Genomic DNA, 17631 nt, shown 5'->3' with positions numbered 1-17631 from the left:
GCCGGGCGAAGGCTCCCTTCACCGCATTAGACGCAGCGAAGGGAGCCTGCACCCCACCACCGACCCGCCCGCGACCACGAAACATTTGACTTACTCCTCAATAACCGTCCTTACCACTCACGAGGCCGTGGCACCGCACTCACGTGATCGAAGGCGTGACTCGCGTGATCGGGCGCGGAACACCCGAGTGCGGCCTCCAATCACGCGAGTCACGTCCCTGATCACGCGAGTCACGCCTCCCCTCACGCCGCGCCCTGCGCTCCCGGTCCGTGAAGTGAGCCGAACGGCGCAATCCGCGCCCCCGCTCGCGCCAATCCGACAACCCCTCAGGTTTAGCCCGCGACCTGAGGGGTATCGGGAGGCGGCACACCGAACGAGGGGCCCGACATGACACCCACCGTCAAACGCGCGCACACCGCCGCACGCGATCTCCTATCGCTCACCAGATCGGGTGAAGCTGACCGGCTCGCCACCGCACTGGTGTCCATCGCCTCCACCACCCGGCGAGGACCGGCGCTCGACGACGTCGTCGGACGACTGGTCGACACGTTCTCCTTGGCGGCCAAGGATCGCCGCCGTTCGCTGCGGATCGGCGAACCGTTCACGCTGCGCCTGCGTGATCACGCGGGCATGACGGTCCGGCCCGACCGCCTCGAGCCGGGAGTGGCGGCGATCGTCCGCGCCATCGCCGCCAGTGTCCGCGACGACCGGGACACCTGCGCCGACCAGATCGGGCAAGCCTGCGAGAACGCGGATCTCGATCAGCGGATCCGGGTGCTCGCGCACTGCGTGGTCTGGACGGCGGATCTGCTCAGCACCGACACGACGGCCTATCCCCCGGTGCTGTCCTGTCTCAAGGTATCGCCAGATAACAGTCCATAGTAGACATTGCGCGGTTCGGATGACTTCCGGCCCGTCGTATGGACATCCCCTGCACGGAACGGCAAGCTGGACAACCGCGCACGAAGTCCCGGCCCCCGATGACGGGCGCACCTTGGCGGCCAGTTCCCCCGAACCAGGAGTGCAGACTTGGACGAGGTAGCGCCCTCGACGGTACCCGCGGACTCCCGTGCCGCCGACACGGCGGGACGGCTGCCCAACCCGGACAGCAGATTGGTCCGGGCGGCCGTGGCCGGTGACCCGGACGCGCTCCGGGAGCTGACCCGTTTCCTTTCCCCGCACGTGTTCCGCTACTGCGCGAGCAGGCTCGGGACCGCCGGTACGGGGGCCTGCGACGCGCAGGACTGCGCGCAGGAGGTGTTGCAGGCGATGCTGATCGCCTTGCCCCGCTACCGGTACCGCCCGGACCGGTTCCTCGCGTTCGTCCTCGGGATCGCCGGGCACAAGGTGGCCGACCTGCACCGGCGCCGCTCCCGCGAACCGGTCGCCTGCGTGCCGGAGATCGGCGACGGGCTGACGGCATGGGCACGCCGCGATCCGGACGAGATCGAACGGCTGGAGCACCGGTTGCAGGCCGGGGTCCTGCTGGCGCGGTTGCCGATGCCGCACCGGCAGGTGCTCGCGCTGCGGTTCGTGTTCGGGCTTTCGGCCGAGGAGACGGCGGAACGGCTCGGCCTGCCGAGCGCGGGGGCGGTCCGCGCGGCCCAGTTCCGGGCGCTCGCCCGGCTCCGGGTCCTGCTCACCGAGCGGAACGCCCGATACGCGAGCGATGTCCCGATCATCGGGCAAATCCCCGAACCGGAGCTCGTCCCGGTATAGAACAGTCCACTGAGGACGATCGTTTTCTTGTACGGCGCTTGTACGACGTTCCTCCATCCTGGCCCCCTATTCGGGGAAACCACTGGAGGACACAGATGAAGATCCGATCGAGGATCGCCAGAGGCGCCGTGGGCACCATCGCGCTGGCCGGGGCGATCATGCTCGGCGGCGCGGGCGAGGCGCTCGCGGCGACGGGCACGGTGAACACCGACTCCGGGGTGGCGGTGACCGTGCGGTCGAGCCCGAGCACGAGCGCGAGTTCGGTCGGCACCGTCGCGAGCGGCACCGCCGTCACGATCGACTGCCAGACCAACGGTACGACGGTGACCGGGAAGTACGGCACCACCGACATCTGGGACTACGTGCCGTCCAAGGGCGGCTACATCAGCGACGCCTACGTCTACACCGGTTCGGACGGCCGGGTCGCCCCGGACTGCGCCGGCAGCACCCTGTCCTGCTCCACTGCGGGCACCGGCAACCCGAGGACCTGCGCCGAAGCCGTCGCGTGGGCGAAGGCGCACGTGCACACGAACAACGACCCGAACTACTACCGCTGGTGCGACCGGATCAACTCGTGGGCCTACGGCTGGACCGCGAGCGGTTCGGAAACGGCCTACGTGCACTGGACCCAGATCCCGGGTTCGTACAAGCACCCCGGCGACACCCAGGTCCCCGCGGGCGGGCTCGCGTTCTTCAGCAACGGCGGCACGGGACACACCATGATCTCGATCGGCGGCGGAAAGTTCCTGTCGAACGACATCCACGGCCCCGGCAGCTTCACCGAGACCACCATCTCGGAGATCAAGAACGCCTGGAACTACACCTATCTCGGCTGGTCGCAGCCGTGGTTCAAGATCAACCACTGAGCGCGCGAGTGGCCTCGAAACGCTGCCGGACGAAGGGGTCCTCGTCCGGCAGCGTTTCCTCCGCCCGCCAGGAGAAGCTCGTGGCGGTCAGCTCGGAGAAGATCCACCGGCGCCGGACGCCGTCGGTGTCCGCCTCGATCTCGAAACCGTCCTCCGTCGGCTTGCCGCGGAACGGGATCACCCAGCCGTTGCCGGGGCCGAGCCAGGTCGACCGGAACGCGTCGATCTTCTCGTCGTAGAAGCGCAGGCTCATCCCCCACTCCCCGTCCACGCCGCCGGTCCTGCTCGCCCGCGCGGGACTGATCCACACGTCGGCCAGCGCACGGCCGTCGAGCGCCCAGCCGAAATGCCATTCGCCGTCGACGGTCCGGACGCTCCCGTCCTCGGCGTGGTTGTGCACCACCAGGTCCCAGCTGCCGATCAGCGGCTCGAACACGCTCAGCCGTGCGGCGAGTTCGGGGCGTGGTCCGGCGGCAGTGAACACGGCGGCGATCTGTTCGGCGACGTCCATGCGGCCAGAATGGGCACTTTGACAGTATGCTGTCAACTATGAACGAGCTCGTCCACGACTACCGGTTGCTGATCGCCGACGTCTACGAGCTGGCGGGAGTGAGCCGCCGGATCAGCGAACGGGAGGCCGCCGGGCAGGGCACGACCGTCGCCCGCTGGCACGTGCTGAGCACGGTGTCCGAAGAACCGCTGGCCGTCCCCGCCATCGCGCGACGGCTCGGCCAGGTCCGCCAAGCCGTCCAGCGCGTCGTGGACGACCTCACCGAAGCCGGCGAACTGTGCGCGCGGCCCAATCCCGTCCATCGCCGCTCCCCCTTGTACGCCATCACCCCCGAGGGCGAGCGACTGCTGAAACGGCTCTGGGACGCGAGCGAAACCCGGCGCGGGGACGTGCTCGACGACAGCGGTGTCACCCTCGACGACCTGCGGCGAGCCCGCGAAACCCTGCGCAGGTTGTCAACCGCGCTCAGCCCGTGAAACCGCCCTTTCGTCGCATCGTGATAAAAAGCGGCCGCTCCATCGGGTTAGAGTTGACGGATGGGCACCGAAGCTCTCGCTACTCCCGCACCCCGGGAGCAGCGTGTGCTCATGCAGGCGATGCTCACCCGGCTGCCCGAGTTCAGTGACCGCCTCGCCCAGCTGCTCAGCGACGAGGACGAGTTCTACCACCAGGTGGACAGCACCGCGCCGGACGAGTTGCGCAAGGTCTGCCGGGCGAATCTCGAGCGGGCGCTGACGGCGCTCGTCGAAGGGCGGGGCCTGCCGCTCGACGCGGCCCGCAAGACCGGGCTGGCCCAGGCCAGGCAGGGTATCCCGCTACCGTCCGTGCTCCGCGCGTTCCGGATCGGCGGGATCTTCGTCTACGAGCGCCTGCTGGAACTGGCGGGCCCGGGCTTCATCAACCCGGCGCGCACGGTGGAGATCAACTCCAACGTGTGGAAGACCATCGACCTCTACTCCGACGCGCTGACCACCGCGTACAGCGAGGTCGCCGCCGAACTCTCCCAGGAGAAGCTCGCCCTGCTCGACGGTCTCCTGCAGGGCCGGTTCGCCACCCAGCCGGAGCTCGAGAACGCCGCGAAGGAGCTCGACCTCCCGGCTGCGGGCACATTCGTCGCCGTCGTGACGGAGGCCGTCGAGCCGGAGGAGCGGCCCGGCGTCGAGGCACTGCTGCGGGCACGGCGCTGGAAGTCGGCCTGGCGGCCGGGCGCCGAGGTCGGGCTCGTGGTGATCGACCGCGTCGAGGACGTGCGGCGGCTGCGCGACCTGCTGGGCACCCTGCCGCTGGCGGCGGGGATGAGCAGGCCGTTCAACGGATTCCTCGAAGTGCCGGACGCCGTCCACCGGGCCCGGGTCGCCCGCCGCTCGCTGGCCACCGGTGCCGCCGGTGTCGCCGTGTTCGGCGACTCCCCGGTCACCACGCTGGTCGCGAGCGCGCCGGAGATGTCGCGGGACGTGCTGCGTTCGGTGCTGACCGGGCTGCTCGTGCTGCCCAAGCCCGAACGGCAGGTCCTGCTCGACACGCTGATCGCGTGGTTCGCCGGGCACGGTTCGGCCAAGGAGGCCGCGGACCGGCTGATAGTCCACCCGAACACGGTCCGCTACCGGCTGCGGCGGGTGCAGGAGCTGACGCGGCGCGACCTGTCCGACCCGGTCGATGTCGGCGAACTCTACGTCGCGCTCGAAGCGGTCCGGCTGACGGACTCTTAGACCGTTCTTTCCGGCGCCATGTCGGCGTCGATGATCCTCGCGAGGTCGAGCAGCGTGTGCCCGAGACCGGGCCTCGCAGTGAGCCGCACCGCGAGTGTCCGGCCGCGCGAGGTCGTGGCGACCGGCAGGGTCACTTCGGGATTCGCGGATCTCGTCCACTGTGGACGGCGTCCGGCCGCGGACAGGACGATGTCGGGATGCGGCGACCGCCGTCCGGGACGCCACCGTGATCTCCTGGCGTCGAGATCGCGAATCACGTTGCCGTGCAACGAAAGCAGCGCGGCGACATCGGCGACGGCGTCGCGGAGCTCGACGTCGGTGATGGAATCCGAGTACGCGCCGATGTCCAGCGCGCGGCGATCGTTCGGGTCCTGCGGCACAGAGTTCCTTTCCACGCACCGGAAGTCGTCCGATGGTGGTCCCCATCACGTTGTTCCGGGGAACAAACATGTTTGGCTGACTGCGCCGAATGGCGGCGCCGGTACCACCTTCCGGTCGCACGGCGTGCCTGTGACCGTCGGTCACACCTTTGACGCCGACCGGCGCGCGGGCCAGTATCTGGCGACTGATTACCGATGGGTAATGTGGATGTTTCCGTGGTCTCACCAGGAGGACCGTTGCGTCGAGCGTTGAGCCTGATCTTCTTGGCCCTAGGGGTGTTCTCCGTCGCCGGCGCTGTGTTGCTGCCGACCTACGTGAAACCCGAACTCGCCAAGGTGCCGCTGAACCAGGAATCGACGTCGGTCCTCGAAGGCACCGCGTCGAAGGTGCTCGCGGTGAAGAAGGTGGGCGACAAGACCGTCACGGAGATCCGTGACGACGCCAAACTGAAGGCGACCGCCCATGTGGTGGCGAATTTCGCGCCGCCGGAGATGCAAGAGGGCACGGACGTCGCGGTGTGGCTGATGGCCGTGTCGGTCGTCGACACCAGCGACCAGACCGTCGTCAGCGCGAGCAAGCGCCAGGTCTGTTTCGACCGCCGAACCGCGGAAGGGTACGTGCCGCCGGGCGGCGACCAAGAGGCGAAGTGCTCGGCCAACAGCAGCTTCGTCACCAAACTCAAGGAGAAGGCCGAGAAGGAGAACGAAAAGCCCGAGGAGGTCCAGGAGTACAAGCCGCAGCCCGGCCTGAACTTCAAGTTCCCCTTCGACACCGAGCAGAAGGACTACCAGGTCTACGACGACAACACCGGCCGCGCCGTCCAGGCCCGGTTCAAGGGCGTCGACGAGATCAAGGGTGTCGAGGTCTACAAGTTCGTCCAGGAGATCCCCGACACGAAGATCTCGACGAAGAAGGTGCCGGGCTCGCTCATCGGGGCCACCGGTGATTCCGTCGAAGCCGGCCAGTTCTACCAGGGCACGATCACCAGCTGGATCGAGCCGGTGACGGGTATCCAGGTCAAGCAGGAACAGCAGTCGCACCAGGAACTGCGGTCGGCCGCCAACCCCACCCCCACGGTGGTCTTCGACGGCAAGCTGGAGTTCACCGACGCGACCGTCGACGCGATGGTCAAGCAGGTCGACGAGAACAAGGGCAAGCTGGACTTCATCGGGAGCACCGGGCCGATCGTGCTCGGCGTCGCCGGCGCGGCGTTCCTCGCCCTCGGGGTCTTCCTGCTGGCGAAGCGCCGCCCCACCCCCTCGCGCCACTAACGCTTGCGCAGCACCATCACCAGATTCCACGACGCGATCTCCCGGACTCCCGGAACATGCGCGATCCACTGGGCCCAGGAGGGGTGGTAGCGCGGGTAGACCTCCTGGAGATCGGCGAGCGGCGCGGCCTTCCCCCACCGGATGGCCGCGCCGGCCGAAAAGGCGAAAAGGCTCTCGCCGAATTTGTTCTTCGGCTCCTTTCCGTTCTTTTCGGCATAACGCCGCCGGGCGTAGTGGCCACCGAGGAAATGCCAGGGTGCCGTCTCGTGCCCACCCCACGGCGAATACCACGGCGTGAACGAGGCGAAAATCGTTCCGCCGGGTTTGGTCACGCGGCACATCTCGGCCAGCATGACCTCGGGTTCGGAAACGTGTTCGAGGACGTTCGACGAATAGCAGACGTCGACGGACGCGGTGCGCACGGGCAGTTTCGTCCCGCTGCCGCGCACCATGTTCTCCCCGGCCTCGCCTCGCGCCGTCAGCTCTCCGACGTCGGGATCTATGCCCAGGTAGGTGGCTCCGGCGGCACGGAACGCGTCGGAGAAATAGCCGGGACCGCCGCCGACGTCGACGATCGTTCGGCCGTTCAACGGAGTGTGCTGCGCCAATTGCCGGACCGAGTCCTCGGCGAGCACCGAGTAGAAACCGTCCGGATCCGTCTGTTCGGTGAGAAAAGCCCGGAACAACGTGACCGATCTGCGCAAGGTGGCGCGATGAGGCATCGTTGCTGGGGTCACCGACCGATTACCGACCATCGAACCATCGCTTTCCGAGAATGATTCATCTACCGTGTACGCACCGGTAACCTAGCATTGTCGCTAACAGGTTGGGAGAACCACGATGGAAAGGCCACGTGTGCTGCTCGTCAACTGGCGCGACACCGGGCATCCGGAGGGCGGCGGCTCCGAGCGGTACGTCGAGCGGATGGCCGAAGGGCTCGCCAAGGCCGGATACCGGGTGGAGATCCAGTGCGCGGCATACCCGGGAGCGAACGCCGGGGAATGGCGCGACGGCGTCCGCTATCGCCGCCGTGGCAACAAGTTCGGCGTCTACCTCCACGCGCTCCGGGCGATCCGGAAGGCGCACGCCGACCTCGTCGTCGACGTGCAGAACGGAATGCCGTTCTTCGCCAGGCTCGTCGCGGGCTGCCCGGTCCTCGTGCTGGTGCACCACGTCCACAAGGAACAGTGGATCAGCGCGCTCGGCGAGACACTGGGCCGCATCGGCTGGTGGATCGAGTCACGGCTGGCGCCGTGGCTGTTCCGCCACTGCCGCTACGTCACGGTTTCCGAGATCACCAAGGGCGAACTGGCGGGCCTCGGCATCGAAGGCTCGCGTATCACCGTGGTACCCAACGGTTTGGACACTCCCCCGCGCGGCAAGGCCGTCCGGGAGACCGAACCGACGCTGGTCGCGGTCAGCAGGCTGGTGCCGCACAAGCGGATCGAGCACGCGATCGACGTCGTCGCGGAACTGTCCCGGCGCTGGCCGACGCTGAAGCTGGAGGTCGTGGGCCAGGGTCCGTGGGAGGAGGTCCTGCGCAAGCACGCCCGTGACAGGGGCGTCGAAGACCGGGTGCGGCTGCACGGGTGGGTGGACGAGGACGAGAAACACGAGATCCTGGAACGCTCCTGGCTGCACCTGTGCCCGTCGGTCAAGGAGGGCTGGGGCATCGTCATCATGGAGGCCGCCGCGCACGGCGTTCCGTCGGTGGCCTACCGGGCGGCGGGCGGCGTGGCCGAGTCCATTGTGGAGGGCAAGACCGGTCTGCTGGCCGACGACTTCGCCGATTTCACCGCGCAGGTCGACGGGCTGCTCGCCGACCGGGTACGGCGGACCGAGATGGGCCGGGCCGGCGTCACGTGGGCCGGCCTCTTCGACTGGGAGCACAGCGTGAACCGCTTCGAATCACTCGTGCGCGACGTGGCCGGGGTGGCCATCCCCCATCCCAGGGTCCTGACCTCGCAGGGCTTCCACGATCCCGTCGGCCAGGTCGGCCGTGGCGGCGTCGTCGAAGTCCTTGCGGCGTGCGCGCACGGTGACGGTGCTCGTCTCGCCGACGGTCACCGCGCCGAACGCCACGCCTGAGCGGCCGCTGGCGGCGGGATAGAACGCGATCGAGGTGACCGCGTCCGCCGCCGAGACGACGCCGAGGTTGGAAACGAGATAGGTCGAACCGAGCCTGCCCGCCAGCAGCCGGGTGCCCAGCCGGGCGATCCGGCTGCTGCGGGCGGGGAAATCGGGCTCCGGCGGCTGCGTGGCCAGCAGCGCGCCGACTTCGGCGACCGTGGGTTTCCCGCCGAGCCGCAACCGGAAGAACGCGCTGTCGTGCAAGGGTTCCGGGGCGGCGCCGCCCCGCCACGACGCGCCGACCGCGGCCACCACGCGGGCGGTTTCCTCGCCATGCCGGGCATTCCACGTCTCGGTCAAGTCCGCGGCGGCCGCGGCGAACGCGGAGGACCCGAACCGTGAGCGCGGGAGGATCCTGGCGCTGAACACGTCCCCAGGGCCGCTTTCAGCCCGTTCCGGGGTGATTCTCGCCGGGGGCGCGAAAAGCGCTTCAGCGAGCCGCTGGAAGGCGGACACGAGAAAGGATCGGTCCGCCGTGCGGGCGCCGATCCCCTTGGCGGCGGACGAAATCGGGACGTCGAGGGCCAGGCCGAGGACGGCGAGCAGGCCGAGACCGTCGAGCGCGCCGTGGTGCGCGGCGATCAGCACGACCGGTTCGTCGGTGCCGACGGCGACGCGGAGCAGCGGGGCGCCGCGTTCGTACGCCGCCTCGGCGAACCGATCGCGGACCGCCGGAAGTTCTTCACCACGAACGGCTTCGACGTCCGGAGCGGCGCCCAGCCACGGCCGTTCCTCGACCGCGACCGCCAGCCGCATCCGCGCCTTTTCCGGCGTCAGAGCCGAAGACAGCCTCGCTTCCAGGAGGATGCTCCAGGAAACGGTGGGGTCGCCGTAGAGCCCGACGACCCGGCCGGCGTGGTCGGAAGCGAGCTCGGACACCGGCTCAGCGGTTGCCGTAAATGACGTGCTCGGGGCTCGAGTTCGGGTTGAACTGCTCCTTGATCTTCGCCTGCACCTGGGGTGCGGCGTCCGGATCGGCGGAGTTCGTCAGCGCGTAACTCCCCCCTGCGGCCGTTGCGAGCCCGATGATGACGGCGGCGGCCGCGCCGATGAGGGTGCCCAAGACCTACTCCTTCCGCGACAGGGAATTCCTGCGTCGGCTCAATGTACGCACCGGTAACTTGAGGCACAACAGTGCGGCCGCGATCGTCACCAGCGCTACTCCGTTTGCCAGCAGCACGGGAACCGGTGATCGCGTCCCGGTCACGGCAGGCTCACCGGGAGTGCGGTAAAGCGTGAGCCAATCACCGGACCACACCGGTTCCGCGCCGGTCAGCAACCGCGGATCGACCCGCCCCGGCGTCCCGTGTTCGACGAGGATCCAGCCGATTCCGGCCGCCGACAGGTCTTCCGGCGACTTCGCCGCACGGACACGGTCCATTCTGGAATCCTCGCCGGCGATCTCCTCGCCGCCGACCCGCAGTGTGTCGTCGACGAGCACGGTCTCGGGGAGTGCGCGTGGCGCCGGATCCAGCTGGGTCCGCTGGTCGTTCCAGGCGAAACTCCGGAACGTGGACAGCGGCAGTGCGACGACGTCGCCGGGCCGGTCGTCTTCGGCGAGCACCCGGTGGACGGCGGTCCAGTCGTCCGGGTAGCGCACCGCTTCGAGCCTTCCCCAGCCGCCCCACGCGAGATCGGGCATGGTGAGCAAGGGAAAGAGCGCGGCGGCCACGACGAGCGCCCCACGCGCCGCCCCGGTCCGCAGACGCGCGGCGGCGGCCTCGACCGCGAGCGCGAACCCGAGCGCGACCGGAAGTGCCCACCAGGCCACCCATTTCTGCGCGTCCCGCAGCAGTCCCGCGCCGGGCACGTGCCCCATCGCCCAGGACAGCACGGGCTCGCCGAACGGCAAGGTCGCCAGCGCGGCGAGCACGACACCGAGAACCCCCAGCGCCAGCAACGCTCTCGCCGGCGGAGTGCCCCACTTCCGCGCCAGCGGGCGGAACCCGGCCAAGGCCACGGCGACCGTGACGAGGATCAGCACCGGCGCCATCGGCGCGCCCCGGCTGCCGGGGACGACGTCGCCGTTCCAGATCCCGCCGAGCCCGAGCACGCTCAGGATGGCCGGGCCCCAGCTTTCCGCGCGGGCGCTGAACGCGGCCACCCCGGCGGGATCGGACAGCGTCCCGCCGTCGTGCAGGAACGTCGGCACGAGCCACGGCAGGTTGAGCACGACGGCGAGACCGAGGGTGTGGCCCAGTTTCCGCGGCCCGGCCAGCGCGATCGCGGTGAGCGCGGCCAGCACTCCGCCGGGTGGGGTGAGCATCGCGGGGGCGCAGGCGAGGATCAGCCGCGCGAGCGCCCTCGGTTCGTTCCGGCGCAGGGAAAGCGCGGTGCGCACGATCCACGGGAGGCACGCGTAGGTGAGCAGGAGCGGCCAATGCCCGATGAACAACCGCTCCGCGAAATAGGCCGTCCACGCGTAACCGGTGGCGGCGACGACGCGCGTACCGAGTTGCTCCGTCGGGACCAGCCGCGCTGCGCCGTATGCCGCCCCGAAGAGCGCCAGGAACAAGACGATTTTCTGGACTATGTCGCCGGGAACGAGGGCGGTCGCGAGCGCGATCACGGCGTCGGCGGGGACCGATCGCGGCAGCGCGGAACCGAGGCCGAGCGCGTCCGGGATCAGCGACTGACGCTGGGCGAACACCATGTCGTAGCTCAGGACGAAGCCCCGTCCGAGCACCGGCAGGAACACCAGCAGCGCCAGCCCCGCCGACACCGCGGCGAGGACGAGACGTTCGCGCCGTGCGTCCAAGTGCCCTTCCCTTTCCGCCTCGATCGCGGTTATGGTCGCGGAGATTACTCGCCGGTAATGGGAGCTCTGTTGAGCGTAGACGCCGAGGTCGACCAGACCAGGACCGACAAGCGTGTCGCGGCGATCCTCGTCTCGCTCGCGCTGGCCGCGAACAACGCCGGCGCCTACGCGCTGAGCATCGTCGCCGCCCGGCTGCTCGCGCCGAGCGCGTTCGGTGAGCTGAGTTCGCTGCTGGCGGTGCTGGTGATCGGCGTCGTACCCGCGATGGGGCTGCAGACCGTGGTCGCGCTGCGGGTGGCCCGGCTGCGTTCATCAAAGGAGTCGCAGGACAGCGGGACACTGCTCGCGCTCGGCCTGACGACGAGCGCCATCGTCGCGACGATCGGGCTGATCCTGGCGCCGGTGCTGGTCTTCGTGCTGCACCTGGATTCGGTGGTGCCCGCGCTGCTGCTCGCCGTCACACTCGGACCGCTCACGCTGCTCGGCCTCTTCCACGGTCTGCTGCAGGGCAGCGGCCGGTTCGCGCTGCTGGCCGGGCTCATGTCGCTCGAAGGCGTGGGCAAGGTCGGCGGCTCGCTGCTCGGCCTGCTGATCGGCGGTGACGCCACCGGTGCGCTGGCCGGGACCGCGATCGGCTCGTACCTGGTGATCTTCTGCGGATGGGTCCTCTGTGGACGGCCACGGCCCCGCAAGGCGGGCTGGCACGCGGGCGAGGTCCTGCACGCGGCGCAGGCGATGCTGGCGCTGGTCCTGCTGGTGAACCTCGACCTCGTGCTGGCACGCCACACCCTCCCCGCTGCCGAAGCAGGCGAATACGCGCTCGGCGCGATCGTCACGAAGATCGCGTACTGGCTCCCCCAAGCCGTCGGCGTCCTGGTGCTGCCCCGCTTCGCGAACGGCGACGACCGGCGCCGGATCCTGCCCGCCGCCCTGGCCGTCTGCGCTGCCCTGGACGCCTTCGTGCTGTTGGTTTCTTTTGCTTTCGGGTCGCGTCTGCTCTCGTTCATCGGCGGCTCCGGCTACGCCGCCAGCACCATGCCGGTCTGGCCGTTCGCCCTCGCCGGCTCGATGCTCGCGCTGGTGCAGATCCTGCTGTTCTCGCGCCTGGCCGCCGGAGACCGGCGGGTGACCCTGCTGATGTGGACGACCGTGGTGGTGGAGACGGTGCTGGTGACGACTTGGCTGCACTCTTCGGCCGCTCAGGTGGTGACTGTCGCCGCTTGCTGTGCCGGGGGGTTGGCGCTTTCTGGGGCTTTGTTGGAGCTGCGGTCGCGGAGGCGGTGAGGGACTCATCCGAGGTGCACGTCGGGTCGCGGACGACGCTGGGCACTGTGGAACGCGGCTCTGAGTTCATGGAGAACCGCGTCGGGTTCGGTCCGGAGGCGGGACGGCAACGTCTGGAGAACGACGATCCCGGCCGCGGCGTAGCGCGCGTTTCGGGCGAGGGTCGCACGGAAGTGGTCGCCTTTGGCGTGATAGCCACGGGAATCGACTTCCCAGGCGAAGCCGACCTCGTCGCACCACCCGTCCGGCTTCGCGACGAACCGGCCCGCCGCGTCGAAGACCTTCACATTCCACTGGAACTCCGGCAACCCCGACCGCTTCCACAGCCTCCACGCGTCGGCCTCGGCGACCGAATGCGCACCGCCCAGGATCGGAACCAGCGCCCGTAGCAGTCTCCCGTCGAATCGAGACCGCTCGTCGATCTCGACGGCGAGCGCGTGCGGCAGACAATGACGTTCTTGCACCGCTTCGGCCATCATCGCCACGACCGAGTCCGAATCGGAGGTTCGGCGGGCCGCGTCGATCACCGCGCGCGGCACGGGAGCGGTCGGGACACCGGCTCTGCTCAGCGGCGCGGGCAGCCGCCGCGTCCGTTCGATATGGACGAACCCCGTACTGGTGATCGCTCGTTCGGCGGGTACGAGGACATGCACGTCGTCGATATCCGGAAGGTTCCTCAGCCCGTACCGCCTGAGCGCGGGCACTCCTGTGAGCACTGAACCTTCCCGCGCCAGGAGCAGGCTCGCCTCGATCCGCTGTTCCTCGGTCGGCTCGCCGTTTCCGAGCAGCACGACTCCTGGCAGGAGCCTCCGCCAGACGCCGCCGGGCTCGCACCTGCGCCAGATGGTCCTCCTGGGCACGCCGAGCTCTTCGAGTCGCTTGACCGCGGCCACGGCCGGCCCGTTCGTCATCAGTGGGTGCTGTGCCCACTCCCCTCTTCGCACTTGATCAGCTTGAACCCGGCCACCGACAGAACCCGCGGATTCACGTCGTGACCGGTCCGGTGAAGCGGGGGTGTGTGGAAATAGGGACATTCAACGTCCCTATTTCCACACACCCCTCACGTTCCGTCACCTTCAGGCTCGCGGCCCGCGAACCAAGGCACACACATCGCCACCATCGCCGCCGCCGCCAGCAGCAGCGAAGCCTGCGTCACCGGCCCATAGGCCCACTCCTGCCCATGCCCCAGCAGCCGCCCCACCACCGCGACGAGCGTTCCCACGACCATCCCACCGAAAGCGAGATATCGCGGCGCGCGTTCGCTGAACTGGCGGGCCAAAAGGACGGCGATCAGCAGCACGATCGGCAGCATCCCGCCCAGCACGGCCAGCAGTCCGATCAGGACCACCGGCACCACCGGCCCGGAACCGGCTTCCACCGAAATACGACGACGGCGGACCGGCCACAGCGCCCCGATCAGCACCAGCAGGATCGCGACCGCCCCGATCAGCAGACCCGACCGGTACTTCCAGTCCGGCGTGAACTCCAGGCGCACCACACCGCCGGAGCCCGCGGGCAGGATCCACGCCTGCTGCCAGCCGTCGACGCGCGTCTTAACCAGCGGTGTCCCGTTCAGCGAGGCGGTCCAGCCCGCGTTCGCGTTCTCCGGAACGGCCAAAATGGACTCGTCGCCGCCCGCCACGGTGACCGATCGGGACGTCGCGTCCCACGAGTCCACGGTGACGGCGCGATGTGCGGCGGGCGAAACGGCCCGGCCGGCGGGTTTGAGCCAGAGGTCTTGGACCACGAAGGAGTCGGAACGGTCGGTCCGCAGTTCGTGCCCGCCCGCCGCCAGGTCCACGCCGCCCGCCGAATCGGGGCACGCGGACAGCGTCAGCGGCCGGTGCGCGACGAAGTCGGCGAGCGTGCCGCGCACCGAAGTGTCGTAGTCGAAGCCGTCCAGGCGGACGTTCGGACCCGATCCGCAGGGCAGGGTGAATTCCGCGGCCGGAGCGGGAAGTTCCGCACCGGTCAGGGAAAGACTCCCGATCCCGAGCGAGTTCCGGGTCCGCTGGTCGTCGTCGAGGCCGGCGAACGCGATCTTCAGCTGCGACGTCTCCATGGGCGGGAAGGTCGCCGCGCCGGAAGCGTCGAGTTCGACGGAACGGCTCGACGTCGGCGTGGTCAGTTCCAAGCGTGCGGGAGCACGCGAGTCGGCGGCGACGCGGATTCCCGAGATCGTCTGCGGTTTCGCCCAGTCCAGCGTCATCGTCGGTCGCAGGTCCGTGATGTCGGGCTGCCAGGCGGTCGCGGGATTCCCGTCCACCGCGGCGAACGCGCTCGCGGACGGATCCCCGCCCAGCTGCGACGTCGCCGAAACCTGCAAGCCCGGAAGCGCCACCGGGACCCGTCCACCGCCCGCCGGCAGCACGGTGCCGCCGAATTCGTAGGCACTCTGCGACGTCGTCGAGAACAGCCGCCGGATCCCGTCCGGTTCCTCCCCGTCGCGGCCCGCGTTGGGGTCGCAGCGGTCGGGCACGCACGCGTACCGCGGCTGCTGCCCACGCGTGAACGCGAACCCCGGAGGCGTTCCCGTTCCGAGGTCCGCGGGGACTTCCAGCGCGCGTTGCGGTTCGACGCCGGGGATCTTCAGGTCCGAGATCCCGACGTTCCCGTCCTGTCTGCCGACCACGAGCGACAGCAACGTGATCCGCACCTTGCGCGTCACCCCCGCCGGAACCGGATACGTGTGCGCCCCCGCTCCGCGGACGACCTGGTGATCGACGGAACCGTTGTCCGTGGTGATCCGGATCCTGGTCGGCGGCCAGCCGACGCGGATGTCGTCGACCATCGCGAGATCGACCGAGTTCACCAGCCGCGGGGTGTCGAGTTCGACTTCGAGCCACTCCCCGATCGGGCCGGTGAAGCTCGACGAATGCCAAGCGGTACGCGGATCGCCGTCCAGTGCGGCGAACGGCTGATGGCTCGGATCCGAGCCGCCGAACGCGTCCGCGAACGAAGCCGCCGTCGACGCGGTGACCGAGCGGATCCCCCGGTACGCGGCCACGGTCTGGTGCTGCTCACCCGGAAACGGCAGGACGTCCAGCGCGGCTCGTTGCTGGCGCGGGGATTCCCCGGCGGTCAGGGTCTGGCTCAGGTTGTCCCGCACGCCGCCGACGTTGCGTTCGGCGCGGCGCAGCCCGTCGGTGACCAGCCTCGGCCCCGTCGGCGAACCGCCGTCCCCGGTCAGCACCGTCGGCGTGCCGGGTTCGAGCTGCCCGGAGTTCATCAGCGGCAACAGGTTCTCCGGGCCGCCGCTCACCGTCGGAACGTCCTTCGTGGACGTCGCGGTGACGAGCGGCACCGGACGTTTCACCTCGAAGACCTCCAGCGGCCCGAACTGGGCCGACTTCTCGATCCCCGGCGATCCCGCCAGCCCGGCGCGCAACGTCGTGAAGTCGGGCGCGCCGACCTTGGCACGGTCGACGTCGCCGCGCAGCAGCAGGAACCGGTAGCCCGACCGCGCGAGCAGCGCCGCGAGCCCGGGATCCCCTCTGCCGTCGGCCAAGGCCGCGTCGACCGAGTCCATCAGGCGGGTGTTTCCCTCCGAACCCAACGGCACCTGGTTACGCACCGCCCACGGGCTGTCCGCGATGGCCTGAGCCGGTTCGTCCACCGTGCGGCCCCAGTCGTACTCGCCGAACCCGGTCGCGGGCAGCAGCAACGTGCGCGCGGTCGCGTCGGTCTTGGCGACGTGGCCCATCGCGTCGTACCAATACCCCGGCACCTCGTCCCAGCCCGGCCCCGGCCGCAACGTCAGCAGCCACACCGGCGCGGCCATCGCCACGACCAGGAGGGCGCCCAATGCGGGCCGCAGATTCCGCCGCAGCGCTGGTGCGTAGCTCGTGATGCCGTGGACGAACGCCAGCATCAACGGCAGCCGCAGCACCGGTTCGAACTTGTGCACGTTCCGCAGCGGCGCGAGCGGGCCGTCGAGCAGATGCCGCACGGGTTCCGCCAGCGGGCTGTCGAGCGTCCCGACGTAGCCGACGGTCAGCAGTGTCAGCCCGGTCAGCACGCCGAGCACCAGGAACCGCCGTTCGGGCAGCCCACGCCGCGCGAGGCCGAACAGCCCGACCGCGGCCACCAGCCCGGTCGCCGCCATCAGCACCGGATTGTCGATCAGCGCCCAGCCCGAAGGCCACCACGGCGTGCCCTGCACGACATAGGCGACCCACTGGTTCGTGCCGCGCAGCACCTCGAACAACGACATCGGTGCCGTGGTGTTCGTCGCGGACTCGATGTAGTCGAGGAACGGCAGGCTGTACTGGCCGAGCAGCACCAGTGGCAGGAACCACCACAGCACCACGCCGACGACGAAGACGAACCACCAGATGACCAGCGCGACATGCGTGCTCCGCCATTTCCGGGTCAGCAGCCACAATCCCGGGAGCACCAGCGCCATCACGACCATCGCGCCGTTGATCCCGCCCATGCACAACACGGCGAGCGCGGAAAGCCCGGCGGCGCGGCGCGGTGAGCCGATGCGATCGGCGAGGATCAACGGCAGCAGCACCCACGGCAGCAGGACGGCGGGCAGCATTTCCGAGGACAGCGAACCGATTTCGGTGACCATCCTCGGCGCGAGGGCGTAACCCACTGCTCCGATCAGCCGAGTCCGTTCGTTCCCTATTTTCAGCGCGCGGGCCACGAGCAGGGCGCCGCCGAACGCGACCGAGAGCAGGATCGCGCACCACAGCCGCTGCGCGATCCACACCGGTATCCCGACGGCTTGGCACACCGCGAAGAACGGCCCCATCGGGAACAGGTAGCCATAGGCCTGGTTCTGCAGCTCCCCCGCCGTCGCCTGCGGATTCCACAGGTGCAGCGCCCGGCCGAGGAAGGCCAGCGGATCCACGGCGAGGTCGAGTTTCGTGTCGAAGGTCGTCCTGCCGGGACGCTGCACAAAGGACAGCACGGTGAGTGCCAGCACGATCCACGTGCTCGGCCTCTTCACGAGCGCGCCGGGGGTTACCATCCGGTAGATACTAGGCGGAAACGT

15 protein-coding genes are annotated in these 17631 nt (G+C 69.3%); 8 read left to right on the top strand and 7 right to left on the bottom strand.

The features are described from left to right. The first annotated feature begins 387 nt into the window (after positions 1 to 387). From AJAP_RS14515 to AJAP_RS14505, 3 genes are all read left to right on the top strand, one after another. Positions 388 to 882 carry a hypothetical protein gene (locus AJAP_RS14515; protein WP_038511701.1) on the top strand — a complete coding sequence of 165 codons (495 nt, stop codon included), beginning with the start codon at positions 388 to 390 and terminating at the stop codon, positions 880 to 882. 147 nt (positions 883 to 1029) lie between these two features. Continuing rightward, positions 1030 to 1719 (top strand): sigma-70 family RNA polymerase sigma factor, encoded by a 690-nt coding sequence (locus AJAP_RS14510; RefSeq protein WP_038511698.1) that lies wholly within the window; start codon positions 1030 to 1032, stop codon positions 1717 to 1719. A gap of 95 nt (positions 1720 to 1814) precedes the next feature. Then, positions 1815 to 2585 carry an SH3 domain-containing protein gene (locus tag AJAP_RS14505; RefSeq protein ID WP_037348265.1) on the top strand — a complete coding sequence of 257 codons (771 nt, stop codon included), beginning with the start codon at positions 1815 to 1817 and terminating at the stop codon, positions 2583 to 2585. Here AJAP_RS14505 and AJAP_RS14500 read toward each other — a convergent pair. Beyond that, positions 2575 to 3096: a hypothetical protein gene (locus AJAP_RS14500; RefSeq protein WP_038511695.1), complete on the bottom strand. Its 522-nt coding sequence runs from the start codon at positions 3094 to 3096 to the stop codon at positions 2575 to 2577. The two genes, AJAP_RS14505 and AJAP_RS14500, sit on opposite strands and share 11 nt — an antisense overlap. 38 nt (positions 3097 to 3134) lie before the next feature. Between AJAP_RS14500 and AJAP_RS14495 the strand changes: the two genes are divergently transcribed. Both AJAP_RS14495 and AJAP_RS14490 read left to right on the top strand, forming a co-directional pair. After that, positions 3135 to 3572, top strand: a complete 438-nt coding sequence (locus AJAP_RS14495; RefSeq protein WP_038511693.1) for a MarR family winged helix-turn-helix transcriptional regulator — start codon at positions 3135 to 3137, stop codon at positions 3570 to 3572. A 60-nt stretch (positions 3573 to 3632) separates the two neighbouring features. After that, a complete protein-coding gene (locus AJAP_RS14490; protein WP_038511690.1) occupies positions 3633 to 4805 on the top strand; it encodes a PucR family transcriptional regulator in 1173 nt (390 codons plus the stop codon). Here the strand turns inward: AJAP_RS14490 and AJAP_RS14485 are convergent. Beyond that, a complete protein-coding gene (locus AJAP_RS14485; protein WP_038511688.1) occupies positions 4802 to 5185 on the bottom strand; it encodes a hypothetical protein in 384 nt (127 codons plus the stop codon). The two genes, AJAP_RS14490 and AJAP_RS14485, sit on opposite strands and share 4 nt — an antisense overlap. Before the next feature lie 237 nt (positions 5186 to 5422). On the opposite strand from AJAP_RS14485, the gene AJAP_RS14480 reads away from it, so the two are divergent. After that, positions 5423 to 6457 carry a DUF3068 domain-containing protein gene (locus AJAP_RS14480; protein ID WP_051972445.1) on the top strand — a complete coding sequence of 345 codons (1035 nt, stop codon included), beginning with the start codon at positions 5423 to 5425 and terminating at the stop codon, positions 6455 to 6457. Here the strand turns inward: AJAP_RS14480 and AJAP_RS14475 are convergent. Beyond that, positions 6454 to 7179, bottom strand: a complete 726-nt coding sequence (locus AJAP_RS14475; protein WP_038511682.1) for a class I SAM-dependent methyltransferase — start codon at positions 7177 to 7179, stop codon at positions 6454 to 6456. The two genes, AJAP_RS14480 and AJAP_RS14475, sit on opposite strands and share 4 nt — an antisense overlap. A gap of 133 nt (positions 7180 to 7312) precedes the next feature. Here AJAP_RS14475 and AJAP_RS14470 point away from each other — a divergent pair, with 133 nt between their 5' ends. Further along, positions 7313 to 8545 (top strand): glycosyltransferase family 4 protein, encoded by a 1233-nt coding sequence (locus AJAP_RS14470; RefSeq protein WP_038511679.1) that lies wholly within the window; start codon positions 7313 to 7315, stop codon positions 8543 to 8545. A gap of 925 nt (positions 8546 to 9470) precedes the next feature. Here the strand turns inward: AJAP_RS14470 and AJAP_RS14465 are convergent. Both AJAP_RS14465 and AJAP_RS14460 read right to left on the bottom strand, forming a co-directional pair. After that, entirely contained in the window at positions 9471 to 9650 is a 180-nt protein-coding gene (locus AJAP_RS14465) for a hypothetical protein (RefSeq protein ID WP_037348252.1), read from the bottom strand. A gap of 3 nt (positions 9651 to 9653) precedes the next feature. Next, on the bottom strand, positions 9654 to 11345 hold the full coding sequence (locus tag AJAP_RS14460; protein WP_038511676.1) for a hypothetical protein: 1692 nt from the start codon (positions 11343 to 11345) through the stop codon (positions 9654 to 9656). A gap of 69 nt (positions 11346 to 11414) precedes the next feature. Here AJAP_RS14460 and AJAP_RS14455 point away from each other — a divergent pair, with 69 nt between their 5' ends. Continuing rightward, positions 11415 to 12629, top strand: coding sequence for a lipopolysaccharide biosynthesis protein (locus AJAP_RS14455; RefSeq protein ID WP_038523017.1), 1215 nt, complete (start codon positions 11415 to 11417; stop codon positions 12627 to 12629). A gap of 5 nt (positions 12630 to 12634) precedes the next feature. On the opposite strand, the gene AJAP_RS14450 is transcribed toward AJAP_RS14455, so the two are convergent. Continuing rightward, positions 12635 to 13540, bottom strand: coding sequence for a hypothetical protein (locus AJAP_RS14450; protein ID WP_038511673.1), 906 nt, complete (start codon positions 13538 to 13540; stop codon positions 12635 to 12637). Between the two features lie 149 nt (positions 13541 to 13689). After that, complete coding sequence (locus tag AJAP_RS14445) at positions 13690 to 17607, bottom strand: alpha-(1->3)-arabinofuranosyltransferase (RefSeq protein WP_038511670.1); 3918 nt, start codon at positions 17605 to 17607, stop codon at positions 13690 to 13692. Positions 17608 to 17631 lie beyond the last annotated feature (24 nt).

This window comes from Amycolatopsis japonica, from assembly GCF_000732925.1.
In the GTDB taxonomy this organism is placed as follows: Bacteria; Actinomycetota; Actinomycetes; order Mycobacteriales; family Pseudonocardiaceae; genus Amycolatopsis; species Amycolatopsis japonica.
This window is presented reverse-complemented; position numbering and strand designations above follow the sequence as displayed.

What these genes read in the sequence shown, in the direction of transcription:
- AJAP_RS14500 (WP_038511695.1), bottom strand. Translation starts at nt 3,096, where the DNA reads ATGGACGTCGCCGAACAGATCGCCGCCGTGTTCACTGCCGCCGGACCA.
- AJAP_RS14515 (WP_038511701.1), top strand. Translation starts at nt 388, where the DNA reads ATGACACCCACCGTCAAACGCGCGCACACCGCCGCACGCGATCTCCTA.
- AJAP_RS14505 (WP_037348265.1), top strand. Translation starts at nt 1,815, where the DNA reads ATGAAGATCCGATCGAGGATCGCCAGAGGCGCCGTGGGCACCATCGCG.
- AJAP_RS14445 (WP_038511670.1), bottom strand. Translation starts at nt 17,607, where the DNA reads ATGGTAACCCCCGGCGCGCTCGTGAAGAGGCCGAGCACGTGGATCGTG.
- AJAP_RS14450 (WP_038511673.1), bottom strand. Translation starts at nt 13,540, where the DNA reads ATGACGAACGGGCCGGCCGTGGCCGCGGTCAAGCGACTCGAAGAGCTC.
- AJAP_RS14495 (WP_038511693.1), top strand. Translation starts at nt 3,135, where the DNA reads ATGAACGAGCTCGTCCACGACTACCGGTTGCTGATCGCCGACGTCTAC.
- AJAP_RS14475 (WP_038511682.1), bottom strand. Translation starts at nt 7,179, where the DNA reads ATGCCTCATCGCGCCACCTTGCGCAGATCGGTCACGTTGTTCCGGGCT.
- AJAP_RS14490 (WP_038511690.1), top strand. Translation starts at nt 3,633, where the DNA reads ATGGGCACCGAAGCTCTCGCTACTCCCGCACCCCGGGAGCAGCGTGTG.